Origin of the sequence: Paenibacillus anseongensis, from assembly GCF_009757995.1 — a bacterium.
In the GTDB taxonomy this organism is placed as follows: Bacteria; Bacillota; Bacilli; order Paenibacillales; family NBRC-103111; genus Paenibacillus_E; species Paenibacillus_E chondroitinus.
The window spans coordinates 1-25,139 of sequence record NZ_WSEM01000028.1 but is presented as its reverse complement, the minus strand read 5'-3'; the positions used below and the strand labels follow the sequence as shown (position 1 = coordinate 25,139).

The 25,139-nt window shown below is 44.0% G+C and carries 19 protein-coding genes; 15 read left to right on the top strand and 4 right to left on the bottom strand.

Going from position 1 to position 25,139, the window contains the following annotated elements; all coding sequences use genetic code 11:
• The first annotated feature begins 187 nt into the window (after positions 1–187).
• The 4 genes from GON05_RS28245 (at position 188) to GON05_RS28230 (ending at position 9,421) form a co-directional block, all read left to right on the top strand.
• A complete protein-coding gene (locus GON05_RS28245) occupies positions 188–493 on the top strand; it encodes a hypothetical protein (protein ID WP_157323918.1) in 306 nt (101 codons plus the stop codon).
• A 234-nt stretch (positions 494–727) separates the two neighbouring features.
• Positions 728–1,810 carry a Gfo/Idh/MocA family protein gene (locus GON05_RS28240; protein WP_157323916.1) on the top strand — a complete coding sequence of 361 codons (1,083 nt, stop codon included), beginning with the start codon at positions 728–730 and terminating at the stop codon, positions 1,808–1,810.
• Between the two features lie 129 nt (positions 1,811–1,939).
• Positions 1,940–3,904 carry an AraC family transcriptional regulator gene (locus GON05_RS28235; protein ID WP_246239535.1) on the top strand — a complete coding sequence of 655 codons (1,965 nt, stop codon included), beginning with the start codon at positions 1,940–1,942 and terminating at the stop codon, positions 3,902–3,904.
• 198 nt (positions 3,905–4,102) lie between these two features.
• Positions 4,103–9,421 (top strand): S-layer homology domain-containing protein, encoded by a 5,319-nt coding sequence (locus GON05_RS28230; RefSeq protein WP_157323914.1) that lies wholly within the window; start codon positions 4,103–4,105, stop codon positions 9,419–9,421.
• 66 nt (positions 9,422–9,487) lie between these two features.
• Here GON05_RS28230 and GON05_RS28225 read toward each other — a convergent pair whose 3' ends face one another.
• The 3 genes from GON05_RS28225 to GON05_RS28215 all read right to left on the bottom strand — a co-directional run bounded on the left by GON05_RS28225 (position 9,488) and on the right by GON05_RS28215 (position 12,066).
• The gene (locus GON05_RS28225) at positions 9,488–10,393 is read right to left on the bottom strand and encodes a TIGR03943 family putative permease subunit (RefSeq protein ID WP_157323913.1); all 906 of its coding nucleotides are present in this window, start codon (positions 10,391–10,393) and stop codon (positions 9,488–9,490) included.
• Positions 10,394–10,411: 18 nt separating this feature from the next.
• Complete coding sequence (locus GON05_RS28220) at positions 10,412–11,350, bottom strand: permease (protein WP_157323911.1); 939 nt, start codon at positions 11,348–11,350, stop codon at positions 10,412–10,414.
• A 206-nt stretch (positions 11,351–11,556) separates the two neighbouring features.
• Positions 11,557–12,066 carry an RrF2 family transcriptional regulator gene (locus tag GON05_RS28215; protein ID WP_157323909.1) on the bottom strand — a complete coding sequence of 170 codons (510 nt, stop codon included), beginning with the start codon at positions 12,064–12,066 and terminating at the stop codon, positions 11,557–11,559.
• Positions 12,067–12,325: 259 nt separating this feature from the next.
• Here GON05_RS28215 and GON05_RS28210 point away from each other — a divergent pair, with 259 nt between their 5' ends.
• The 9 genes from GON05_RS28210 to GON05_RS28170 all read left to right on the top strand — a co-directional run bounded on the left by GON05_RS28210 (position 12,326) and on the right by GON05_RS28170 (position 23,053).
• Positions 12,326–12,787, top strand: a complete 462-nt coding sequence (locus tag GON05_RS28210) for a carboxymuconolactone decarboxylase family protein (RefSeq protein ID WP_157323907.1) — start codon at positions 12,326–12,328, stop codon at positions 12,785–12,787.
• Between the two features lie 167 nt (positions 12,788–12,954).
• Positions 12,955–14,292, top strand: a complete 1,338-nt coding sequence (locus tag GON05_RS28205; protein ID WP_157323905.1) for a spore germination protein — start codon at positions 12,955–12,957, stop codon at positions 14,290–14,292.
• Positions 14,289–15,395, top strand: coding sequence for a GerAB/ArcD/ProY family transporter (locus tag GON05_RS28200; RefSeq protein ID WP_157323903.1), 1,107 nt, complete (start codon positions 14,289–14,291; stop codon positions 15,393–15,395). Before GON05_RS28205 ends, GON05_RS28200 begins: the two co-directional genes overlap by 4 nt.
• Complete coding sequence (locus GON05_RS28195; protein ID WP_157323901.1) at positions 15,392–16,492, top strand: Ger(x)C family spore germination protein; 1,101 nt, start codon at positions 15,392–15,394, stop codon at positions 16,490–16,492. Before GON05_RS28200 ends, GON05_RS28195 begins: the two co-directional genes overlap by 4 nt.
• A gap of 159 nt (positions 16,493–16,651) precedes the next feature.
• Positions 16,652–17,254 carry a hypothetical protein gene (locus GON05_RS28190; RefSeq protein ID WP_157323899.1) on the top strand — a complete coding sequence of 201 codons (603 nt, stop codon included), beginning with the start codon at positions 16,652–16,654 and terminating at the stop codon, positions 17,252–17,254.
• A 159-nt stretch (positions 17,255–17,413) separates the two neighbouring features.
• On the top strand, positions 17,414–17,815 hold the full coding sequence (locus tag GON05_RS28185; protein WP_157323897.1) for a cupredoxin domain-containing protein: 402 nt from the start codon (positions 17,414–17,416) through the stop codon (positions 17,813–17,815).
• 202 nt (positions 17,816–18,017) lie between these two features.
• Positions 18,018–20,231, top strand: coding sequence for a heavy metal translocating P-type ATPase (locus tag GON05_RS28180; protein WP_157323895.1), 2,214 nt, complete (start codon positions 18,018–18,020; stop codon positions 20,229–20,231).
• A 285-nt stretch (positions 20,232–20,516) separates the two neighbouring features.
• Entirely contained in the window at positions 20,517–20,708 is a 192-nt protein-coding gene (locus GON05_RS28175; protein WP_185157253.1) for a hypothetical protein, read from the top strand.
• Between the two features lie 8 nt (positions 20,709–20,716).
• Positions 20,717–23,053, top strand: a complete 2,337-nt coding sequence (locus GON05_RS28170) for a heavy metal translocating P-type ATPase (protein ID WP_309492234.1) — start codon at positions 20,717–20,719, stop codon at positions 23,051–23,053.
• Between the two features lie 125 nt (positions 23,054–23,178).
• On the opposite strand, the gene GON05_RS28165 is transcribed toward GON05_RS28170, so the two are convergent.
• Positions 23,179–23,337: a YjzC family protein gene (locus GON05_RS28165; RefSeq protein WP_127457982.1), complete on the bottom strand. Its 159-nt coding sequence runs from the start codon at positions 23,335–23,337 to the stop codon at positions 23,179–23,181.
• A 309-nt stretch (positions 23,338–23,646) separates the two neighbouring features.
• Between GON05_RS28165 and GON05_RS28160 the strand changes: the two genes are divergently transcribed.
• Positions 23,647–23,937 (top strand): immunity 53 family protein, encoded by a 291-nt coding sequence (locus tag GON05_RS28160; protein WP_157323891.1) that lies wholly within the window; start codon positions 23,647–23,649, stop codon positions 23,935–23,937.
• 148 nt (positions 23,938–24,085) lie between these two features.
• On the top strand, positions 24,086–24,616 hold the full coding sequence (locus GON05_RS28155; protein ID WP_157323889.1) for a hypothetical protein: 531 nt from the start codon (positions 24,086–24,088) through the stop codon (positions 24,614–24,616).
• Positions 24,617–25,139 lie beyond the last annotated feature (523 nt).

Sequence of the window (25,139 nt, the reverse complement as noted above, 5' to 3'; positions counted from 1 at the left end):
CAGGTACAAGCGGGCTGATGCAGGAGGCTCGTTCGCCCATGATACGTAACCATTTTTGGGTGATCTGGGTGTTTACCGTGTTCGTGGTAGGTGCTCCCCCATAGACTGATGTTGTAAGCTATTCACCCAACCCTAACGATAACAACCTAATGTTAAAGCTTCAATATTCTAAGGAGGTGCTCCATCCATGGAGTTTGTAAAACCAACGTATCCAATTGCACCGATGCCAGCTCCGATGCCAATGCCAGCCCCGATGCCGATGCCAATGCCAATGCCAGTCGCACCAGCGCCGGCGCCTATTATGCACCACAAACCAGTTCACAATGACATCCACCTGCACGCTTCGTACCAACAAACTTCTTTTGTATTCCCAAAACCGGTTGCCGCAGCGCCAGTAGCCAAAGTTTGCGCATATCCTAACAACAACGTTGGCAGCATTCTTGTTCTGTTCATTTTGCTTGTCATTATCACTCGTTGTATTTGTAAATTTTAACTACGAGTAGTTCACTTGTTCACTCAGCCCACGGCAGGAAACGCCTGCGTGGGTTATTTTTTATGCGTGAATGGTACTAGCTGTGTTCTCGGAAGGTTATTCAGCAATGAACCGCAAAGTAGTATCATTTTTTCACAACATAGAGTCACATTTCATCCCCCCATCTTGTTAAGCTTAGAGGGTCAACAAGAAACAATGCAGCGATAATTCATATATGATAGGGGACTATATACGATGCAAAAAAGCGATGGCATGAATTACGCACCAGTTGGTACATTTAACTCCGTTTGTCAACCTGGCGAGTTTATATTTGCAGCAGCAGCACTGGATCACGGTCACATCTACGGGATGTGCAACGGGCTTCGCGAAGCGGGCGGCGAGTTGAAATGGGTTTATGACCCGGATCCTAAGAAAGTAGATACATTTGTAAGCAAATTCCCGGGTGTTCGGGTTGCCAGCTCCTTGGAAGAGATCCTTCAAGACAGCGAAGTCAAGCTGGTGGCCGCAGCGGCGATTCCTAGCGATCGCGGACCGCTTGGTCTGAAGGTCATGGACAGCGGCAAAGATTATTTTACAGACAAAGCGCCTTTCACGACATTGGAGCAATTGGAAGCGGCACGCGAGAAAGTTGCAGAGACGAAGCAAAAGTATGCCGTTTACTACAGCGAGCGTCTTCATTCAGAAAGCTCCATCTTTGCTGAGCAGCTTATCAAGCAGGGGGCAATCGGACGTGTGCTGCAGGTTATCGGTCTTGGACCGCACCGCATCAACTTGTCGAGCAGACCGGACTGGTTCTTCGAGAAAGAGAAGTTTGGCGGAATTTTGTGCGACATCGGCAGCCATCAAATTGAACAATTCCTTCAGTTCACAGGCGCGAAGGATGCCAAGGTTGTACATAGTAAAATCGCGAACTATAACTACCCGCAGTATCCGACGTTTGAAGATTTCGGCGACGCGACATTGGTTGGAGATAATGGAGCTACAGGTTATTTCAGGGTAGACTGGTTTACACCGGATGGCTTAAGCACGTGGGGCGATGGCCGCATGACGATTCTTGGCACAGAAGGTTATATCGAGCTTCGCAAATATGTGGATATTGCCAGAGAGCAAACAAGCAATCATGTGTACCTTGTAAACAAGGATGGCGAGCAGCATTTTGCTGTGAATGGCCAGGTGGGCTACCCTTACTTCGGTCAGCTGATCCTGGATTGCTTGCACCGTACAGAAAATGCGATGACACAGGAGCACGCTTTCAAAGCTGCGGAGCTGTGCTTGATTGCGCAACGCGATGCAATGAGAATTACATCGGAACAGTAGTAGCTGCTGTCATGCAGCATACAGGAGTGAGCTGACCTCTACGAAGGTTGGCTTTTTTTCGTGTAAGTGTCATTGTCGCTCTGTTGCTGGCTACTTTATAATAGGAGGAAGGACAAGGGGGGGATGGACATGGCAGGGGACATGCAACTAGAAGATCAGCTCCATTTATGGTACCAGGCTGCAGTCAAAATTATGGACGTTCGGCATGTGAAAATGACGTCCGGCGAATCGCTGCGCGCCTACCGACTTCCGTCGAATGCCTTTATCTTTGCCTTGCAAGGCGGTGCGAGCATTGCGCTTGATGACCGTGACTATGCCGTTCAAAAATTCCATCTTCTGCACGGCGGGAAAGGAAGCTACTTGGATATCAAGCTCACGGAGGATATTTTTGAGTATTACCTCGTGCTGTACAAAGCTAGCATTCCGCTTCCTACAATGAGAGATAAACTGAAATACATAGATAAAAGCAATCCATTCTATATGCAGTACAGTTTCTTGCCGAGGCTGCCCATGCTGCTGTATCAGATCCTGGAGCAGCTCGAACGGGAGTGGAACAGTGCCAGCAAATTAGCGAAATTGCATGCCAAAACATTACTGTACAGTTTCATCTACGAGCTGATGCAGCAGCTTCAAGACCAAAACGTGACGATGGTCCCAGGGGAGCCGGTCACGCAAGCGATCCGTTTCATGCATGAGCATTACGCAGAATCGATTACGCTGGAGCGATTAGCAGAAGTGTTGGAATGCAGCCCAAGGCAAGTGACGCGGATGTTCAAAAATCAGACGAGCGTCAGCCCGATTGACTACCTGATTCGTTATCGCATGGAAAAAGCCAAGAAACTCCTGCTAGATACAGATGCTACGCTTCAGCAAATTGCTGCTGGGGTAGGCTATCAGGATGTTTATTTTTTCAGCCGTACCTTCAAAAAGCATACAGGCATCGCACCGGTTCATTTTAAAGAAAATCACCAAACGTCCCTTCACAGTCTCTATAATCCATTCAGGATGTCTATATCTTCCATTGCATTGCGCAAGCGGGAAGGGCATACTATTCATGAGGATAATAATCATTCTCAATATAGAAGTGAAGGGGTATTACCAATGTATAGAAGTTCCAAGCCGTCTATTGCTTTAGTTTTATTGCTCAGCCTGACCTTGTTCGTAACGGCATGCGCAAGTTCATCAAGCCCGGCAGGGGATAAGGGGCAAGCGCCGGCTTCCACGAGCAGCTCCACTGAGCAAGCCGCTAGCGAACGGGTTTTAAAAGATGCACTAGGACATGAAGTGAAGGTTCCAGCTAATCCGCAGCGTGTTATCGCTTCATATTTAGAGGATCACTTGGTAGCTCTAGGCGTTAAGCCAGTGGCGCAATGGTCCATTAATAAAGGGACTACGTCCGTACAAAACTATTTGCAAAAAGATCTGAACGGCATTCCAACGATTCCTTTTGATCTTCCTTTTGAAGCTGTGATGAGCTTTAAACCGGATCTGATCATTATGGACAGCGCGGAAACCGTTGCAGGTGATAAATATGATCAGTATTCGAAAATTGCTCCAACCTACACGGTAGGGGGCGAGAAAAACAATGATTGGCGCCAAGAGCTGCTAACCATTGGTGAAGTTTTGAACAAGAGCAAGGAAGCTAAGCAAGCCTTGGAAACCTACGACAACAAAGCGAAGGATGCGAAAGAAAAGCTGCAAAAAGCGATTGGCACACAAAAGGCCGCGGCGCTTTGGGTGACGGCTAAGGCTGTTTATGTGGTGAGCGAGAAGTTATCGAGCGGTGATGTCTTGTACAAGGATTTGGGGCTTAACGTTCCAAGCATTGTTCAAGAAGCTTCCAAAACAGGAACAGCGAACTGGCTCCCCCTGTCCATGGAGAAGCTCGCAACGCTGGACGCTGACTATTTGTTCATTGTGAACAGTAAAGGCGTGAGCAAAGAAGAAATTCTGAAAGACCCTGTATGGGCAGGGATTCCCGCTGTGAAAAAAGGCCAAGTGTATGACTTCGACAATAACTCTAGCTGGTTATACTCCGGCACGATTGCGAATAGCCAAATGATTGATGATGTTCTGAAAAGTGTTGTGAAGTAAGGAAAGAAGGTTCTTGGGACGGCTGATGCCGACTCAGGGCCTTTTTTTGTTGTGGAGACTATGTTTACAAAATCACAATATCTAATTAACATTCCAAAAATAAAAAAGCAATAAAATACAATTAAATTATATATAAAAACAACTAAATAAAATGTTTTATTGTGTTTATATGTTGTTTTTATGTAAAGGAGGCTAATCATGTTAAATGCTAAAAAAGTGGTATCCGCATTTATGGCTTGCACGATCGCTTGCTCTGTTGGTTATACAACTGGAGCGGGGATGATCCCAGTCGCATTTGCGTCCACAGTGGACCGACCTGCACCTTCCGTACCGGCAGGCCGATATGAACACCCTGTCAGCGTGGTGCTTACTTCCGCAACTCCGGGGGCGGACATCTATTACACGCTGGACGGCATGCTGCCGGATGAAACGAGCCTCAAGTTTAATGGGACGCCGATTGTCCTCACCGAATCAACGAATATTTCCGTTATAGCCGTGAAAGATGGCGTCTGGAGCAAAGCCGGAACATACGGCTATATGATCAAGACCACGGAACAACCGCTACTGAAATTCGCAGCGATGTCCGACCTCCATATCGGCACGAATAATGATGCTGATAAAGCCAGTACTAAAGCAAGATATACAAGTAATTTTGATGTCATGTCTTCCATTTTTAAACCGGATGCCATTGTGATCGGAGGCGATTTGATCAATGATAACGGCGATGGCAAGGGGCCGGATCATACTTTTGTTCATGAAGTTTTTGAGGAACAAATGGCACGCAAAGGCTGGGAGGACATGCCCGTCCAAATTGCCATCGGGAACCATGACGCCGCGGTTGCTGACGTGAAAAATGGTTATCCGGCAGAATGGTTCACGAGCCAGTCGAACGGTTATTACGAAAAGGCGATTAAAGGCTATTCTTTTTTCTTTCTGAACGGGAACAATTATAACGGAGACACAGGCCAAAGGAACTGGTTAAAGGGAAGACTCGCTGAACTGACAGCTGATCCGTCAAACCTGAACAAGCCTATTTTTATTACGCTGCATCATCCGATTAGCGGTACCGTTATGGATGGGCAACAATCCACCAATGCGAATTTATACACGGATTTACAAGATTACCCTCAGGTTGTTGTTTTATCAGGTCACTCGCATTTGAATATTAATGATGATCGCGCTATTTATCAGAAAGATTTTACTTCAGTCAATCTGGGATCTATGTCTTATGTGGAAACAGATGGCGGATATGCCGCAGTTACCAATGAAGGTCTCATGGAAAATCGTGACCAATTCCCGAATAATCAATCCGAATTTATTGAGGTGTACAGCGATCGCATCGAGATTGAGCGAGTGGAGTATAACGGGGATCCTGGTTCCATCATAAACGGAGGTTTATGGCAAGGGATCGGCAAAGAAGGAGCAGGTACCCCGCCTCCTTACGCTAGCGCCGGCGCTCTAGCAGGGAAGAAGTGGGTTGTGAAACTGCAAGGAAACTCCAATTCCGAAATTAAAAGCAACTTTACCTACACATCAAGCAACCGCAACAAGACAGCCCCCCAATTTCCGGTAAATAACATTCTTCAGGTATTGCCTGGAACGAATAACGTGCCGGTACTTTCTTTCAGACAAGCCAAAGACGATCAGTCCATGCATCACTACGAAATCAAATTGTATGACCAAAGAACGGCAGATGTCGTGAAAACAACCAATGTTTTGTCGGATTATTACTTTTCGCCGATTCCAAACAAAATGAATATTCCATTGCCCGGATTAAACCCAGCCACCTCTTACGTCATTGCAGTAACAGCGGTGGACGTTTACGGTAATAAAAGCGTTCCGCTGCAGACATCCTACAGAACCGGAGGAACGGCGCCGGGAGTGACGCCAATTGACCCGACAACGATGTGGAACCAGCTCGTTGCGGATATGAAGTTCGACGGGAACCTGAACGATGCTGCTCCAGGCGCAACGGGTTTGGCTACGCAAAGCGGAACCGTCTCTTTCGTCGAAGGCAAGTCCGGACAAGCCGTTAATATTGCAGCCGGCAATACGAACTATGTCGATCTTGGCAATCGATCTGACTTAAAGTTCGGAAGCGGCGACTTCACACTTTCGTTCTGGCATAAGGGCAATCTGGCAGGAGATCAGACGGTTCTCTCCAACAAAAACTGGAATTCCGGCGGGAATCCAGGCTGGTATGTCGGTCCTGCCACTACGAACAGCATGTCGCTTAACATGGCGGTTACCGGCAAGCGTGTTGATTATTCAGCAGCAAATGTGGGACAGGATTGGCACTACTTTACGATATCGGTAGATCGGGTACATAATACAGCCTCAACCTATGTGGATGGCGTTGCCAAGGCAACCAAGGATATCTCTGTACTGGGTACGTCCAGTATGGATACTTCTTTTAACATTATTCTTGGAGCAGATGGGAATAAGGGCAATGGCGGAGCGACCGTTACACTGGACGATTTGAAAATATGGAAACGTGCTCTGTCCGCAACCGAAGCCAAAGCGTTATCCGATTCCTATAAAGATGACTCAACAAGCACTCTGTACAATTTCAATCAGTTGACGACAAAGATTCAGGAATCCGAAGCATTCATTGCGCATGTTACGGGAACAACGGGATTGTCACTTCCTGTGCAGGTGCAAAATGAACTGGCGGCCCAGATTTCGGCAGCAAAGTCCTTGACTTCCAGCTCCGAAGCAGAAGTCATTGATCAAGCTTATCTTGATTTGATTTGGGCGTTGCGAGCAGCTCAGAACGGCATTACGTATACATTTATTCCGAAAACTAATTTGTCCATTCATTCTTACAGTTCTTATGCGGACAATGATGGTGATGCCGCAGGAAACATATTGGATGGCCTAGAAACGACAATATGGCATACCAAATATCAATCGCCGGCTGCGGCTTTCCCGCATTGGGTTGTGATCGATATGGATAGCACGTATAAATTAAGCGGCATCCAAAGAAAGAGCCGTCCGAATCAGGGTAAAATGGAATTCCCTAAGACATTTGAATTGTACGCCTCGGATCAAGTGACCGATCTAAATGATCCAACATTCTTGGCGAATGCGGCTAATAAGGTTACCGGCACGTTTGGCCAAACCTGGACGGGGACGGTCTATAAAGATTTTGTATCATTGGACAAAACGGTACAGGGCCGATATGTAAAATTTGTCGTGACAGGAACCTATGACTCGGCCGCAACCTATACCAGTATGAGTGAAATTGATTTTACGGGTGAAAAGGTTTCAAGCGTCAATGCGAGTTATCTGACGGATTTAAAAGTGAACGGTACTTCATTGAGCGGTTTCGACCCGAGCAAACTCGACTATACGTATTCTGTACCTAACGGCACAACCGTGGCAACTGTGACTTACGAGAAAGCGAGTCCTACTGCAACCGTAGCGGTTTACGGCGGTGAGAATTTAGTTGTCGGTGCTAATCCGATTACCGTTACAGTAACGGCGCAAAACGGAGCGATCAGTGTTTATAACCTTGTGGTAACCCGACAACCGGAGTCACAGACATCCATTCCGATAGCAACGTTGACGGGAATCTCCTCCGTTCTCGCAGGGCAGAGCTTTAGCGTGAATTATGGATTAAGCAACGTATCCGGCAGTGTTTATGGAGCTGTATACGCCCAGGATTTGACGTTCCGGTTTGATTCGAATTTGCTGGAGTTTGTTTCGGCAACATCTTTGAAGACCGGTCTGGAAATGGTGCATATTCAAACAGATCTTGCAGGGCAGGTTAGAATTTTGCTTGCAAGCCTAGGGGCCGATCATAGCATTTCTTCTGACGGAGAGTTGTTGGAGCTGGATTGGAAGGCCAAGGAAATTAGTACGGCGACGAAAGCGAGTTTAACACTCTCGCCAGTGGAGCTCGGATATGCATCAGGGGATTCGATCTCGCTGGCTGCTGTTACGAATAACGTCCAAATTGACGTATTGAATAAGTCGGCATTAAATGCCCTCATCGCTCAAGCACAGGGTGTGATAAATGCTGCGGTAGAAGGTACCGGGGATGGCCAATATCCGGTTGGTTCCATTTCTAATTTGCAAAAAGCAATCAATGAGGCTAATACAGTGCTTGCAGGGGCTGTGACTCAGCAAGAAATTGATGATGCGGAAAGCTACTTGGCGCAAGTTTTGAAGACATTTAAAGACTTGATTATCCATAAAGGGCCAGACGAAACGTCATCAACATCTTCATCACCTTCAACAACAACGACTACGAAGCAGGAAATAACACAAACTACTACGATTAATGGGGTTAAACTTGTTAATTCATCCCCTGAAGTCGTGAAAGAAGAAAAGGGACGCACAACGTCTCAATGGGACGTAGACGCAGCGACGTTCTTACGAGCCATCAATGCGCTAAGCTCCTCAGAAAATAAAAATGAAATTCAGTTGGAAATTAAGGGACTAACAGATGCGGCACAATTTAAACTTCCGGCAGAAGTCATACAGGATACGCAGTCCAAGGTTCCTGATGCTGTCATCTCGCTAAAATTTGACAATGTGACGTATGAATTGCCGATCAAAGCGATAGATGTGCAAGGTTTGGCCGACGCACTTGGCACCGATGTGAAACATGTGAAAATCAGCGTCACCATCGAGAAACTGAATGGAACGGTGGCAAGCCAGCTTGAGGCAAAGATTCAACAATCCGGCTACCAAGCTGTGTCCCAAGCCGTAGATTTTACTGTAACTGCTGAAGCGAACGGCAAGTCAATTACCGTAAATGATTTTGGCAAAACGTATGTGCATAGAACGTTAGCTCTTGCTAAGGTAATCGACCCGGCAAATGTGACAGCGGTTATGTACAATCCAACTACCGGTGAAATGAGCTTTGTACCCGCAATCTTCACTACAGCCAACGGCAGTATGCAAGCAACGATCAAACGTCTGGGCAACAGTATCTATACGGTTGTAGAATCGTCAAAGTCGTTTGGAGATTTGAACGGTCACTGGGCTAAAGCGGATATTGAGCTTCTGGCTTCCAAGTTAGTTATCAAGGGAATGACAGAGAAGAACTTTGTTCCTGAAAATCAAATTACACGTGCGGAGTTTGCAGCACTTTTGGTGCGTGGACTTGGATTGACCGAGACGAGCCATGGTAAGTTTAATGATGTGAAGGAATCCGATTGGTTTTCCGGAGCGGTAGGGGCAGCTGTGAAAGCCGGTTTGGTAGAAGGATTTGAAGATGGGACGTTTAGGCCGGGCGCCAACCTTACGCGTGAACAAATGGCGGTAATGATTGCGCGAGCCATGGCGCTTGCAGGTAACAGTGGGCTAGCGGATGTCAAAGGACTACAAGCATTCGATGATGAGAATTCGATGAATGGATGGGCCAAAGACGCGGTTGCCCGAGCTTTAAATGCAGGCATTATGAACGGCATAACCAATTCCAGTTTCATGCCGGGAGAGAACGCGACACGTGCGCAAGCGGCGGTTATCCTGAAACGATTGCTGCAATTTGAGAAGTTTATGAACTAAATGTTTTAGTTAAAAAAACGAGGTTATCCCTTGGTCATTAGATGACCTTTGGGATAACCTCGTTTTTTAAGTTCCAAAGTATGGATTTTGATACACATAAGGACTTGTGGGCGCATCTTGCGTGTCAACTGTTTTAGCCACGATCGTTAATACGTCTTTACCGTCAAATTGTCGTTTCTCTATGGTGCCGAGCGCGACTGCGTACATATCGTTTTTCCATTGTTCCGGGGTATCGGCTTCGACTAGGATCGCGAGCGGGACAGAGTCTGCAACACAGCACCTCATGGAAAATCTGCCGAGGGCAAACTGGCTTTTGCTCATCGTATCCAGACGGTATACGTAACCGCTAATCTGCACCTTTTTACCCACAAATTGATCTTGATACAAGTCCAGTGATGTCAGCGATTCGATATAAAAATCATCGTTAATCACAATGAGAGGTTCTTTGTACATCTCCGCAGCCCGCTTAGCGTAAGGCTTGGTGTATTCATTAAACGGAAAAACCTGACCCGTATCTGATTGCAGCTTATCATTCGGAATTAAGTTCGGGCTTGCATCGCCGTAATTGTTATTCACTAGAATGCCTGAAGGCGTGAAATTTAATCCTTTTTTGGCCGCCATCTGACTGCCTAGTACTGCACTGGGAAAAGAAAAGGCAAGGACCAGAGGGATGATTAGAGCTCCATACATGATAATAACGCCGGGCTTCCAGTGATCGTGGCTATGTGCCGAGCATGAACAGGCGGCTGCCGCTGTTGGATTCTTGGCGCGGATAGCTCGAATTGCCAAATAAAGCTGATGCATAGCCAGTACATACATGCCCACGGCAAGACTTTTCACCCATAGATTCATGGTTGGAGCGACATAATAAATCAAAGCATCAGAACGGCTGATCTCCACGATAAAAATAACGAAGGCGAGTAAGACCGCAGCTCGAATCGTTCGATGCGCGAACGTGGACCATTTTTGCATAGTTACCTTGCCTCCATTCTATAAGTACGTATACAGCTGATCGAATGCGACGGAACCTAGCAGAACGACTGCAGCTGAAATGAGCATAACCGTCACGACGGTTTTGATTCGGAACACTTTCAGCAGCATCATCGTGCTTTTGATATCGAGCATAGCGCCAAAAACGAGAAAGGCAAGCACGGAGCCGAGGCTGAAGCCTGGAAGGAACGTTGCGCCGACGAAAGCGTCTGCCGTGGAGCAGATGGAAAGGATGTAGGAGAGTCCCATCATAAACAAATGAGGAGTGAAATCGCCATCGCTTAATGTGAGAAGCCATTTTTTGCTTACAACTGTTTGCAGCAAAGCCGTAACCGTAGCGCCTAAAACTAAAAATTTGCCTACATCAAACATTTCAATGGCGGCATGTTCCAAGGTTTCATGCCATTTGTTCGTCCATGCGGCTGCTTTTGGTGGTTGGACCGGGAGAGGTCGTTTGGGGCTTTTTTTGATTGGAGTGGCTTGTTCAATCGTATTGCCTACTTGCGAGCGAAGCGCAGAATTGCCCACACCTCGGGCAGCCCATAGCCCAATCATAGCCGCTGCGGCAAACGCCAATACCATGCGGGCCACGGCCATCTCCGGATGAGCACGAAAGGCTACGAACGTGGATGTAAACACGACGGGATTAATAATCGGTCCGGCCATCATGAAGACAAGACCGATATAAGGCGGCATGCCTTTGCGGATCAGGCGGTGCACAACAGGGATAATTCCGCATTCGCAAAGCGGAAAGACGATGCCCAGCAGACATCCAAAGAGGATGCCGGGAACGGTTTTTTTCGGGATCCATCGCTGCAGCGTTTGATCACTAATGAATGTTTGCAGCAAAGCGGAAATCACGACGCCAAGCAGAATAAACGGGAACGACTCTAGTAAAATACCGAGAACCATGGTGCGAAAATCACTTAGAAAACTCATTAAGCCCGCCGCCTTCTTAATAATAGAATGAATGATTAAAAACAACTATTAATAGTTGTTTTTAATTTGTTTTATTTGTATTTTCTACTGATTTTAGCAGGCGACTATTATTTCTATAACAAAATGACGTTAAGAAATTGTTAAGGAGAGGGGGAGTTGGTCAATTCTTGTTCCAGCATAAAAAAACACCTGACATCAGGAAGATGTCAGGTGTCTTGCTTGCTAGTAGCGAAGTATTCACGGGTTTGTTTACGAGATTGAGGCGTTAAGACACGATCAAGTTCCTCATTTAGCCAAGTAAGTGACTTGTTACGCAGAACATTGCGCATACTATCCTCAGCCTCCAGCATCGCCATGTTAATCGTACAGGGAGTAGCTTTGGTACATGCTGCAACCTCTTCGTCCTTCATACATAAATAACTATTATCTTTGATGTTTTTGCATTGAAAAATAGGCGCTGCCCCTTCGACTGCTTCGACTACATCCCAGAACGAGATATCCGAAGGATGCTTGGCTAATTTATAGCCGCCTTTAACTCCAGGAACAGAGCTTACGATGCCGGCTTTTGTTAATTTGCTGAAAATCTTCGAAAGATAGGTCTCGGAAATACCTTGAAAAGCGGAAAGTTCTTTAATCCCAATCGTAGAATCAGGAGGAATATCGATTAAATATACTAAGCAATGCAGTCCATATTCAACGCCAATACTATACTGCATGCAAACACCTGCTTTCAGATAAAAAAAGTTATTATACATCATCTTAGGTGGATTTAGGAACCTTGTCAAATAGGGAGGTTTGGCATTTTTCGGATAATGAGTCGGGGATGAATTGTGGGTTGACAGCCATGAACGAAAGAGATATATTATAGACAAGATTAATCGTCGATTAAATTTATCTACGATATGACGAAGAGTAAGATCAATGAAACCCACCATAATTTTCATAAAAATAATGAAACTAAGGAGTGTCAAACACATGGAAATCAGATTGGATTATACGAAAGTACAGCCGGAGTCTCTACAAACACTATTAAAATTGGAAGGGTACGTGAAAAAGAGTGGGCTTGACGGCAAACTGGTGGAGTTGATTAAAATTCGCGCCTCGCAAATTAATGGCTGCGCCTACTGCCTGGATATGCATACGAAAGACGCACGTGCAATGGGAGAGACAGAGCAGCGTATTTATTTGCTCAACGCATGGAGAGAAGCTCCATTTTACACGCCATCAGAGCGTGCTGCGTTAGCTCTAACGGAAGCTGTGACCAGAATTTCAAATGCCGGCGTGCCGGATGATTTGTATGACCAAGTTCGCAGACATTTCGATGAGGAACAATACGTTGATTTAATTATGGCAATTAACGCCATTAACAGTTGGAATCGCATGGCGATTTCAACGGGCATGGTACCTGGCGATTATCAGCCTCCTGCAAGTAAATAATCTAATTTTGACGTGAAAATGAAAAGAGGGTGTCCAAAAGCCAATTTCCCGGCTATCGGATACCCTTTTTTTATTAATTGACAGGCTGCCCAGTCGCTATATTCGTGTAAAGGAATTACATATAATTTCCTTTTCGGGGAAAAGTACAACTAATCGTTCTAGGGAGGATGGTTAGGCTGCAGAAACAATTAGAGCAAATCAGGGAAGCGTTATTTCATACGGAGGATCTAACCATTCGCTCCTTTGAAGTGGAAGGCCAAATGGCGAAACTTGTGTTTCTTGAAACACTTTGCGATGAAGAAAAACTTCAAATTAGTTTGTTCAAGCAATGGTTTCGTGCCAAGTCCAACCAATATCCTGATCTGGAGCTGGATCAGCTGCTGACGGCGGTTGACATTAAAGAGGTAACAGCGGTAGATGAGGCAGTCAAAGAATTGCTGAAAGGGAAAGGGATCATCGGGCTTGACTCAGGTAGGGTCTGGTTCGCGTTCAATGCCGGCATGGATACCATTCGGTCCATCCAAGAGCCTGTTAATGAACTTTCCATTGTCGGGGAGCGTGCTGGATTTGTCGAGTCGATGACGACCAATCTGCACTTGCTTCGCAGCCGCGTGTCGACAGGTGAGTTCAGGGTCCGTTACTGCTCGCTCGGCCGGCAGTCCACCCACCGCGTAGCTGTCGTCTGGATTGAGGAAATTGCAGATAAAGAGATTGTCGAAGAGACATATCAGCGAATATCTCGTTTTACAACGAATCGAGAGGTCCATCCAGGCAGGCTTCAACGCCAATTGATGGAATCGAAATATTCCATTTTTCCGCAAATTTTCGGTACCGAACGTATTGATGCTACGGCAGGTTTGTTGATGCAAGGCAGAATCGCGGTTATATGCGATCAAAGTTCTACCTGTTTAATCGTACCGGCTTCCTTATATACGTTTATGCAATCTGTGGATGCTTATTTGCTTGGCAAAGGAATAGCCCTCCTTCTGCATAGTCTGCGTGCTATCGGAATGTTCCTAAGTTTATATGCTTGTGCCCTTTATATTGCGATTGTCACCTTTCATCATGAAGTGCTGCCGGCAAAAATGTCTATCAGTATTAAAAGCTCGCTTGAAAATGTTCCCTATCCGCCATTTATCGAGGCGATACTCATGATCGTTATTTTCCAATTGATCGCGGAAGCAACGATTCGCCTGCCGTCGCAGCTGGCACAGATGACCGGTGTTGCCGGTGGAATCATCATTAGCGAATCACTGGTGAAAATTGGATTCGTCTCGAACGTTTATATTGTCATCATCGCACTGTCCATGATCGGCAATTTCATGATTCCCACCTTTCAAATGAGAATATTTGCTTTTGCGGGACAAATGCTGTTGGTATTTGGTTCAGCAATTTTAGGATTTTACGGAATTGCTTTTGTCACAATAGCTTTGTTAATCCATTTCTTTACCTTAGAGCCGTTTGGTGTTCCCTACTGCATGCCAATAAGGAGTAGAGCAAAATGATGAGATCCTCCCCACGTATCGGAGCTTTCCAACTCTATAGTTTGATCGTGCAAAGTCAATTTGGATCTACAGCTATCTCTATCGCTCATGACGTGAACGCCAAATCAGGGACGAGCGGGTGGATTTCATGTTTGCTGGGAGGTGCGATAAGCCTTCTATTTGTCTATTTTGTATGGAAAGTTTCCTCACAGGCATCGAGCGGCAATGTTTTTCAATTGATTATGAACCGACTCGGCGGCTGGACAGGCAGATTGCTGCTGCTGATCTTCTCACTGCTTTATGCTCTGATTGCTTATATCATTTTATCGAATTGGATTTATACCACAGGTTTATGGGCGTATCAGCGAACGCCGCAATTTTTTTTGCTATTGTGTTTGATTGGCTTGAGCGTCTATCTGGTTATTCAACCCATCACGACGTATGCCCGATTTTGTGTCCTTAGCGTGTGTTTTATACCGATATTCATTTTTTTGTCGATGTATACACTGAAAGAATGGGATATCTACAACTTATTGCCGCTGATAAGCGCTAGTCCATTTAAGATTTTTGATGGCGCAATCGTTATCCTTTGGTCGCTGTTAGGAGTTGAGATTTTATTAATTCTCCCTAAGTATCATCAAGATTTGGCGCCAAAAAAAGTGTTGAAAATCGCTTTGCTCAGCTATGCGACAACCATTGGGCTGTATACGTTTAGCACGCTGTCTTCGTTGGCGCTGTTCGGAACGGAAACAATCTCCTATATTCGGGAGCCGCTGCTCTACCAGATGAAGGCCATTTCGTTAAATATTATTGAGCGGATGGATCTGCTGATTATCACGATATGGATACTATTTGTTATGACTTCCTTTTGCACGTATTTCATGCTATTTGTCTCTTCGCTTTCTGCCATGCTAAAACAAAAGAAAGAAATGCCTCTTGTGTTAACGCTCATATGCGGCATCTTGCTTTTATTGGCCAGTATGAAACGCTTAACTGCTGATCAGCTTGACCGTTTTCATTTGCAAGTCAACTATTATGTTCAGGGATGCTCATTGGGATTGATTTTATGTGTACTCTTGCTGCTAAAGATTTTTCCGGCTAAAAATGGGAGTGAGCCTTCATGAAGAAAAGGTTGTCCTGTGTTTTTTTGCTTTTCTCAGTTATTGTGCTAAGCGGATGCTGGGATCAGCGTGAATTAAAAAACATACGAATGGTTCATATGGCAGGCATCGATTTGATGGAAAATGGGTTAGTTAAGCTAACGGTATCAATTCCGACCGTGAAGAGCTCCCTGGAATCGTCAGCGAAGGTCGTCACACCCAAAGTCAGCGCCGAAGGGCATACGGTCCTTGAGGCCAGTAATTTTTTGCAGCAAGTTGTTTCACAGCACATGGACTTACGGGAAATTCGTATCTTGCTTGTCAATGAAAAATATGCAAAAAAAGATCTCTACGAAGGCTTGGATTTTTTTTATCGCGAAGCCCATTTTCCCATTAGTGTATATATCGCAGTCACCAACAGTTCGGCCCATAATATTGTTCAGTTAGCTGTAGAGGATCGATCGTTAATCAGTGAATATTTGTACGATCTATTAAAGAGCGGTGAAGAAGATGGCATGATTCCCCGAGAATCACCTTATCTGATTTCTTCCACGTTGAATAAGCCAGGTAAAGATATCGTATTACCTTATGTCATATCTTCCTCCATCAAGGGTCGTGCCAGAATTGACGGCATTGCGTTATTTCACAACAAGAAGATGACAGGTAAGCTGAAAGATGAAGTTGCACGAACATTTGTGATGTTATCTCCTCAAAAGTCGCATGGCATGTTGACGGAACAAATCGGGCCAAAAGATAGCTATGTAACGTTCTCATTTGAGAGCAAACATGAAAATATGAAAATCGATACGCAGAATGGCATAACCGTAAATTTATATGCTACGCTTTTATGTCAACTCGTGGATAACCCCACTGGAGAAAAGCTGAATGAAAGTAAAACGGTGGAGATGGGGCGCCAATTGGAGCGATTGCTTACCGAACGTGCGAAGGAAATGGTCAAACAACTGCAAACAGCTAATTGTGACGGTTACGGTATTGGTTATCGGATCAAAGCGACAAATCCTCACCTATGGGAAACATTAGCTTGGGAAACGACGTATCCGAAAATTAAAATAGAGCCTCACATTACAGTGAACGTAAGAAATCGTGGTTTGTTGAATTAGAAAATACCGTGTTTTTAATTTCCTTTATAGCCCTTATGAGTCATTTCAAACGTTCAGCTTTCAAGTATACTTTAGACAGTTAATCTGAGCTGGACTGGAAGGGAGGGTCAATGATCCATGTGTTGAAATAAACTGCAAAAAGTAAAGAGGTGAAGACGGTTGAGAAGATTAACTCAAGGCATTTATATGAAAATATGCGGTTTATTCCTGATCATAAGTGCATGTTCACGCAGTTTACCAGCAGCCGCGCATGAACACGGGGACTCAGCGACAGAGATCCAAATGGGGCCTTCTACTTTAACAGTGAATACAAGTATTGCTTCTCTTATTTTCGTCCTGCTTGTAGTTGTCGTTCTCATTCTTCACTTACGCACTAAGAAAACTGTTTTAACTAAAATGACAGGCATGATGGCGGCTATGGCGATTGCTATGGTATCCAGTCTGGCAGTCGGCACAATAGCTGGAATTGTTTTGGAGAAGTTATTCCTATCAACTGTTATTGGAGTCACCTTTGGCATGAGTGTTGGTTATTTATCCGGAGGGTTCTTGCATCTGCTTGCCTCTTTGGATGGCATGTTAGCAGGTTTGATGGGAGGCATGATGGGGGCAATGCTGGGTGTTATGGTGATTTCGGATTATCCTACACTTTCCATCGTTTTCATGGATGTTGTCTTAGCGGTTTCGATGTTGCTCCTATATAAGCTGTTAGATGCCGAAGAAAATCTTCCTGTGGATACTTCCGTTTCTCAGTTAGAGGCGTAGCTGTAGAGGTGAGTTCATTGGATTGAAACTAAATTTTCATCAATCATTCATATTATTAGCACAAAGGACACAATCTAATGACATGTTCAGGTGTATAATCAACCTTGCCAGATTCACTGGCTAGGTTGTTTTTTTTATGATTCGAAAGGGGGGACTAGCTTGAAAAGTCGTTTAACGAAATTCTCAAGATTTGGTCTTATTTCGGGAGTTCTTATGATTTGTCTTTTTATTTTTGCTTTATTTTATTTTCAGCAGCCGGAGTCATCAGCCGAAGAGCCCACGGTTACGCAACAAGGCGGATATCAAGTTGTTACGATAAATGTGAAAGATGACGGTTTTTATCCTAACAATATCGAGGTTCAGGCAGGTGTGCCGACAAAGCTAAATTTCAAAAAACAAAGCCGCTTGACTTGTATCAAAAGTGTAGCATCTCCTGAATTAGGAATGGATGTCTATTTGGAAAAAGGGGATAATTTCTTTACATTAAAAGATTTAAAACCCGGAACCTATAAGTTTCACTGCGGTATGTATATGTACTATGGGACAATAACGGTGAAATAATGGAACAGTTGAAATCTCCATCTATAAATGGCGAATAAAAGATCATTTCAACCTTTTAGGGATGAAACGATCTTTTTCTTTGTCCATTTTGTGATAATTAACCATACCTCGATATGAAAAGTTTCAGAGAGTCTAGCATGATTTTGGATCACACCCCATATAGTTGCAAGTAAGCGAGCAATTGATATCGGAGGTGCAGAGCTTGAACGAACAAGTATCGTATCAGAAAATAAACCTGCAAATAGAGGGCATGACATGTGCAGCCTGCTCTGCGCGTATTGAGAAAGTGATCGGCAAAATGGCAGGCGTGCATGAAATTGCTGTGAATTTACCAATGGGCAGTGCAGCATTAGTGCTGGATGCAGGCACAGAGTTGAAAGGGGAAATTATTGAACGTATTGAGAAACTGGGATACTCGGCTAGAAGCTTTGAAGAAGCGAGTGATTCTCAGCCAGCGATATTTGGACTGGGAGCAAAACTAGTGATTTCGGCGTTATTAACACTTCCTCTTCTGTGGGCAATGGTTCGTCATTATACCATGACATCGAGCCTATGGATTCCTGATCTATTTTTGGAACCATGGTTCCAGTGGCTGCTTGCTACGCCGGTTCAATTTGCAATAGGTGCTCCATTTTATTTTAACGCGTGGAAGGCCATAAAAAACAAAAGTGCGAATATGGATGTTCTTATCGTACTTAGTACGACTTGCGCTTACTTGTATAGCCATTACATGACGATACATATGCTTCGTTCGGGAGGAGCTGACCCGCATGCAGTCTATTTTGAGACAAGCGCCATGATTATTACCGCAGTGCTGCTTGGTAAGTGGTTGGAAGCTTCTGCGAAAGAAAGAAGTATGAAAACTATTCATCGACTGCGCCGTTTAAGCCCGCAAACAGTCACAATTATCAGAAATGAGATGCAGCCAGAAGTCATATCGATAAAAGAAGTCAAAATTGGGGATATGCTCCTCATCCTGCCAGGTGAAGTTGTTCCTGCGGATGGACGAGTTATTCGCGGCCGGTCAGCTGTTGATGAAGCATTCATTACGGGGGAGTCCGTACCTGTAGAGAAACGTCAATACGATCGCCTGATAGGCGGATCTGTTATTAGAGATGAAGCCATTACGATGCAAGTGACTGCTCTTGGGTCTCAAACTGCGCTCGGTAAGATGATTCATTTGATGGAGGAAGCCCAAGGCTCGAAGGCTGAGATCGGACGTTATGTAGATCGAATTGCCGCAGTGTTCGTTCCTACTGTTTTGGTGCTTGCCTTACTTACATTTTGTATTTGGTCTCTATGGCTTACTCCGGGGGATATCAAAGGAGCACTATTCAAAGCGATAGCTGTGCTTGTAATTGCGTGCCCTTGCGCCTTAGGATTGGCGACGCCAACTTCGATACTTGTGGGAACAAGCCGTGCTCTGGAGTCGGGGATTTTATTTAAAGAAGGCAAGTATGTGGAACAATTGCAGCAGATCGACATCATTTTAATGGATAAAACAGGAACACTTACCCATGGAACACCCCGTGTGACAGACGTCATCACGGACCCGGGCCAGGAGCATCGCCTGCTTCGCCTGCTTGCTGCTGCTGAGAATGGCATCGAACATCCTTATGCGAAAGCAATTGTGAAGGAAGCCGTTCGGCGCGGACTTCAGGTTAAAGAGACAACCTCCTCACAAGCAATAACAGGCCTGGGTGTGAAGGCGCGAGTAGATGAACATGAGATTCTAATCGGTTCCAGAGCTTTTATGAATCAGGCTGAGATTTCCATCCAGAGGTTTGTGCCTGTAACAGAACAGTTGGAAAGGGAAGGTAAGACGATGCTATTTGCAGCTGTGGATGGTGTTCCTGCAGGTGTAATCGCACTCATGGATACATTAAAAGCATCTACACCTCAGGCTCTACGAAGGTTGAAAAAAATGGGAATCATTGTGGTTATGGTAACTGGCGATCACCGTAAAACAGCTAATGCGATAGCTGAAAGAGCTGGCATAACAACAGTTTATTCGGAAATGCTGCCTCAGGATAAGGTTCATTTGGTCAGAACACTTCAGCAAAAGGGAAAACGTGTTGCTATGGTCGGGGATGGCGTGAATGATGCCCCTGCCTTAGCAGCTGCGGATATTGGAATTGCTGTTGGTACCGGTTCAGAGATCGCCAAGGACGCAGCAGATGTCAATTTGCTTCATAGCGATTTGGGAGGCGTTGCGGATGCCGTGGTAATGAGCCGTAAGACCATGCGCAACATTCGTCAAAACTTAATTTTTGCTTTAATGTACAATGTCTTGGCTATACCGCTTGCGTTCATGGGGCTGTTGACACCATGGATCGCTGGAACAGCTATGGCGCTAAGTTCTGTATCTGTCGTTACAAATGCGAGCAGACTACAGAAAGCATCTTGGCGAAATTAATATGTTTTATAGCTCTTTCGAGGTAAGGGGATTCCATCATGGAACCTCTTTTTTTATTTTCCTTTTTAAAGTCATTTCGTTGGGTTATTGACGATTGACATAATAAGGAGATCGACATAATATAAAGTTAATACATGAACATATAATCATATATTAGCGGATATTAAGGAGTCTGATCTCTAATGTCTTCACATTCATCTTGTTGCAACAACGGAGGTAATAAAAAGGACCTGCATCAAAATCAGGGACACGAAGGTGCGCAAAATCAGGACAACAAGTATGCTCATGATCACACACACGATCACGTTCATGATCATCACCATGATCACGATCACGATCACACACATGATCACGCTCATGATCATCACCATGACCACGACCACACACACGATCACGCTCATGATCATCACCATGACCACGATCACACACACGATCACGATCACCACCATGGTGATTCCTGCTGTGGTAGCTCATTAGGTGATACGGTGAATCGAACAATTACACTTGAAGGTATGCATTGTGCCGATTGTGCAGTGAAGCTGGAGAGATCTGTATCTCGCTTAGATGGAGTAAATCAGGTTTTTGTTAACTTTGCTACAGCCAAGATGAGTCTTGCTTATACAGAACCGATCGTTAATTTTGAGGTTATTAAGAAACAGATTAATAATTTGGGATATGGTATTCAACAACAATCATCTGAGAATCAAGTTTCCGTCTTTCGAATAGATGGGATGGATTGTGCAGATTGCGCGCAAAAACTTGAGAAGAGAGTTGGCTCACTTACAGCTGTGAACCAGGTAACAGTTAACTATGGGGCTGCTAAGATGACTGTTGAACATAATGGAACAGCCGATCAAAGCATTCTGCAAACGGTAAAGCAGGCGGGGTATACAGCCACGTTAGATACGGGGAATATAACTCGACCAACTGCCGAAGCCAGCTTCTGGAGACGGAATAATAAAGTTCTTCCTACATTTTTATCAGGGCTATTATTTGCATTAGCATGGGTTCTAACATTTGGTGATCTCGTAAATCAGGTCTTCTCAACGGTATTATATGCCGCGGCTATTGTTGTTGGTGGATTTCGGATTGCCAGGACAGGATTTTATGGTTTGAAGTCCCGTACAATTGGGATGGATCTACTCATGACTGTCGCAGCTGTTGGTGCTGCACTTATCGGACAATGGGAGGAGGGTGCAGCGGTTGTATTTTTATTTTCCTTGGGTGAAACATTAGAAGCTTACACGATGGATCGGACTAGGAAATCAATCCGTGGGCTGATGGATCTCTCTCCGAAAGAAGCCTTAGTTCGTAGAGACGGCCGCGAGTCTATGATTGCCATTGAAGAAATTCAAATTGGCGATACCGTTATCATCAAACCTGGTGAGAAAATTGCGATGGACGGCGTTATTATCAAAGGTCATTCAACGATAAACCAAGCCCCGATTACTGGGGAATCGATCCCTGTTGAGAAATCAAGAGGCGATGAAGTATTTGCAGGGACAATTAACCAACAGGGTGCACTAGAGGTTGTAGTAACGAAACTGTCTAAAGATAATACCTTATCTCGCATTATTAGTATGGTTGAAGATGCACAAGCTCAAAAAGCTCCTTCTCAACGTTTTGTTGATGTTTTTTCTAAATATTATACGCCTGCCGTATTAATTATTGCTGTGGGGATAGCCATTATTCCTCCTGTATTCTTTGGTCAGCCTTTTCAAACGTGGATTTATCGCTCACTCATGATGTTGGTCGTATCCTGTCCGTGTGCATTGGTGATTTCAACACCGGTTTCAATCGTGTCTGCAATAGGAAACGCGGCGAGAAATGGCATTCTTATTAAAGGCGGGGCACATCTAGAAAGATTAGGTGCAGTTTCGGTTGTTGCTTTTGATAAAACAGGGACATTAACCGCAGGGATGCCACAAGTAACGGTAGTCATCGCTTTGGATGGACGAAAAGAGGAAGAAGTCTTATCTATTGCAGCAGGAATTGAGTCTTCATCGGAGCACCCTGTTGCAGAGGCAATTGTTCGGTTCGCAGAACAAAAGGGTATTCGGTTGAAGGAAATTTCATCGTTTAGTTCTGTCACTGGTCAAGGTGTCAAGGCTACAATTCAAGGTGAGGAATATTTCATAGGCAGTCCAAAATGGTTTATTCACGACTTGAATGTTTCCCTTGAAGAGATAAAGGCAAGAATTCAAGAATTAGAGCAACAAGGGCAAACGGTTATGGTCATGGGTACCAGTGAGCAAGTCATTGCAATTTTTGCTGTAGCGGACGAGGTTCGGGCAAATAGCAAATCTACACTTGAACAGTTAAAACGTATAGGAATTAAGAAGACAGTCATGTTGACAGGAGACAATCGAGGAACAGCTCAAGCTGTAGCCGCTAAGCTCGGGGATATCGATTATTATGCTGAGTTGCTTCCACAAGATAAGGTTGCTTCTATGAAAAAATTAATGGCGGAATATGGTCATGTTGCCATGATTGGTGACGGAGTGAACGACGCTCCTGCCTTAGCTACAGCTACTGTTGGTATTGCGATGGGAGCAGCAGGTACAGATACTGCCTTAGAAACGGCAGACGTAGCTTTAATGGCAGATGATCTTTCCAAGCTACCTTATGCAATAAGTTTAAGTCGGAGAGCATTGAAAATTATAAAACAGAACATTGTTTTCTCTTTGTTAGTAAAAGTTGTGTTTCTTGTCATGATCTTTATGGGTACTTCAACTCTTTGGATGGCTGTATTAGCGGATACGGGAAGCTCACTCATTGTAATCGCGAATGGAATGAGATTGCTTCGAAAAAAATCGGATTAACCTTGAAGTACTATAGAAGCATATCAATAAAAAATGTTCAAGGCATTTAATTGCCTTGAACATTTTTTTATTAAAAAAGAAACGCCTAGCTCATAAGCCAGCGTTTCCACATAAAATTTACTTATTCATGCTTCATGCTTCCAAGTGGTTGCTTTACCTGTCTTAGGACAGTTAGGGAAAGTATCACCTGCTTGAAGAACAACGTGTCCTCCATCACCATCAATATAATGTCCAGCTTCCGTTACCTTTTCACCCGTCTTGTGGCGATGATTTGGGTTTGCCATACGGCGTCACACTCCTTAGTTTATTGTGACACATAAATAGAGAACATGTATTCACGAAAAGTAATATTCCCTGATCTTTAATAAGATGAACCTTCCAATTTTGTCCATACTAAATGGGCTAGCAGTGTTTTGCAGACTCGAAACCTACAGTCCCGTGAAAATAAAGTTGTAGACTTACTGGGAGTTAAACTAACGGGCAGGATTGTTTAATCACTTCACGAATTCTTCAGTAAGGTTGTGAACTTTCTTTATCCAACTTATCAAGATTTGAATTAATTTTTAAATGAAATAGTTCAGGGGGATTTAAATTTGAATTTAATAGAATGGTTGGAAGATTGGTATTTATCACAGTGTGATGGAGATTGGGAACATTGTTATGGATTGAAAATCGAAACGCTTGATAATCCTGGTTGGAGTGTCAAAATAAACTTGCAAGAAACTACTTTAGAAAACAAATCATTTGAAAGTTTGGTCAATGAAAGAACCGAGCATGACTGGATACATTGTAGGTTGAAAGAAGGGTACTTTGAGGGTTTTGGTGGTCCTAAAAACTTAGGAGAAATTCTTTTAATCTTCAAAGATTGGGTAGAATTAAACTAACGGATAACGATACTTAACAGGCTGCGGAGAAGCAGCCTTTATTACGTTCACGGGCAGGTTAGCGTGGTGGCCAGCAGTTGGGCAGGAAAGTTGAATACGATATTTGAATATCTATAAGTAGATTTAGACGAATTATGGAGGACGAATGATGATAATCAAAGCGGAGGTAATAAATCAGCCACAATCAGGAGAATGCAAGGAGAGGATTTATGATATTTCTAGCCTCTGGAATTCCCAAAACTGGACTTGGATTAAATTCACAAACGATGATTTAACCGAATGGTGTGGAAACTTTAGAGGGTCTCCACGAGATGTTTCTGTATCAAAAAAGTATAATTCCGTACTTGTTCTAACTTCGGATTATTTATATAGACTTGACAGTGTTAGTGAAAAGTTAGTTGAATATGAATCCCAGCCTCAATATCAAATTCTAACAGTAACCACTTTAGGCGATTTCATTTTAGCTGATTACTATAGTATCGAAATCATTAAATCAACATTAGAAGATAAGATATCAGTAGATAGTCCGATAAAAATGGATACAATTAAATTTCAGGGTTGGTATAACAATAAATTAGCAATAACATGTGATGAATTTTTGAATTGGGACAACCATGTGGAATTAGAACTTGATGGGGACACACTTGACATAACCCTAAAGGTCACTAATAAGTTTTAACTGGAGACTACTTCCCCAAAGTGTACCGATTATTAAACTAACGGATACTATAGTTTAATCACGACATTAAGGCAGCTGAGCACATCCAGCTGCCTTTTTCAATGATTTAAAAAACGGGTATTATCAACATCAAGTATATAAATTTGCGTTCTAACATATAGGTAATGCAGGAGGTGGGGTATTGAAAAAAGTGGCATTATACATATTCGTATTCGCAATAACAGTAGTGTTCATTTTTTGGTTTGCCTTCTCGTTATTCCTTCACAAATCTGATGAATGGTGGTCAATATTCGAGTTCGAGCACATTGGTTCTGATGTTACTATTGCAAAAATATCATGGTTAAAAATATTAATAATTGGAATGATTAGTGTCGTTTTAGGATCTGTTATCTTCAAAAATCATAAACAATAATAAAGGGAGCAGTTTGCCGCGGGGCCGGCAGCTGCTTCCTTTATTATTGAAGTAACGGGCAGAATTCTTCAGTAAATGGTAATTATCTGTTACTATATATTGGTATGCTTT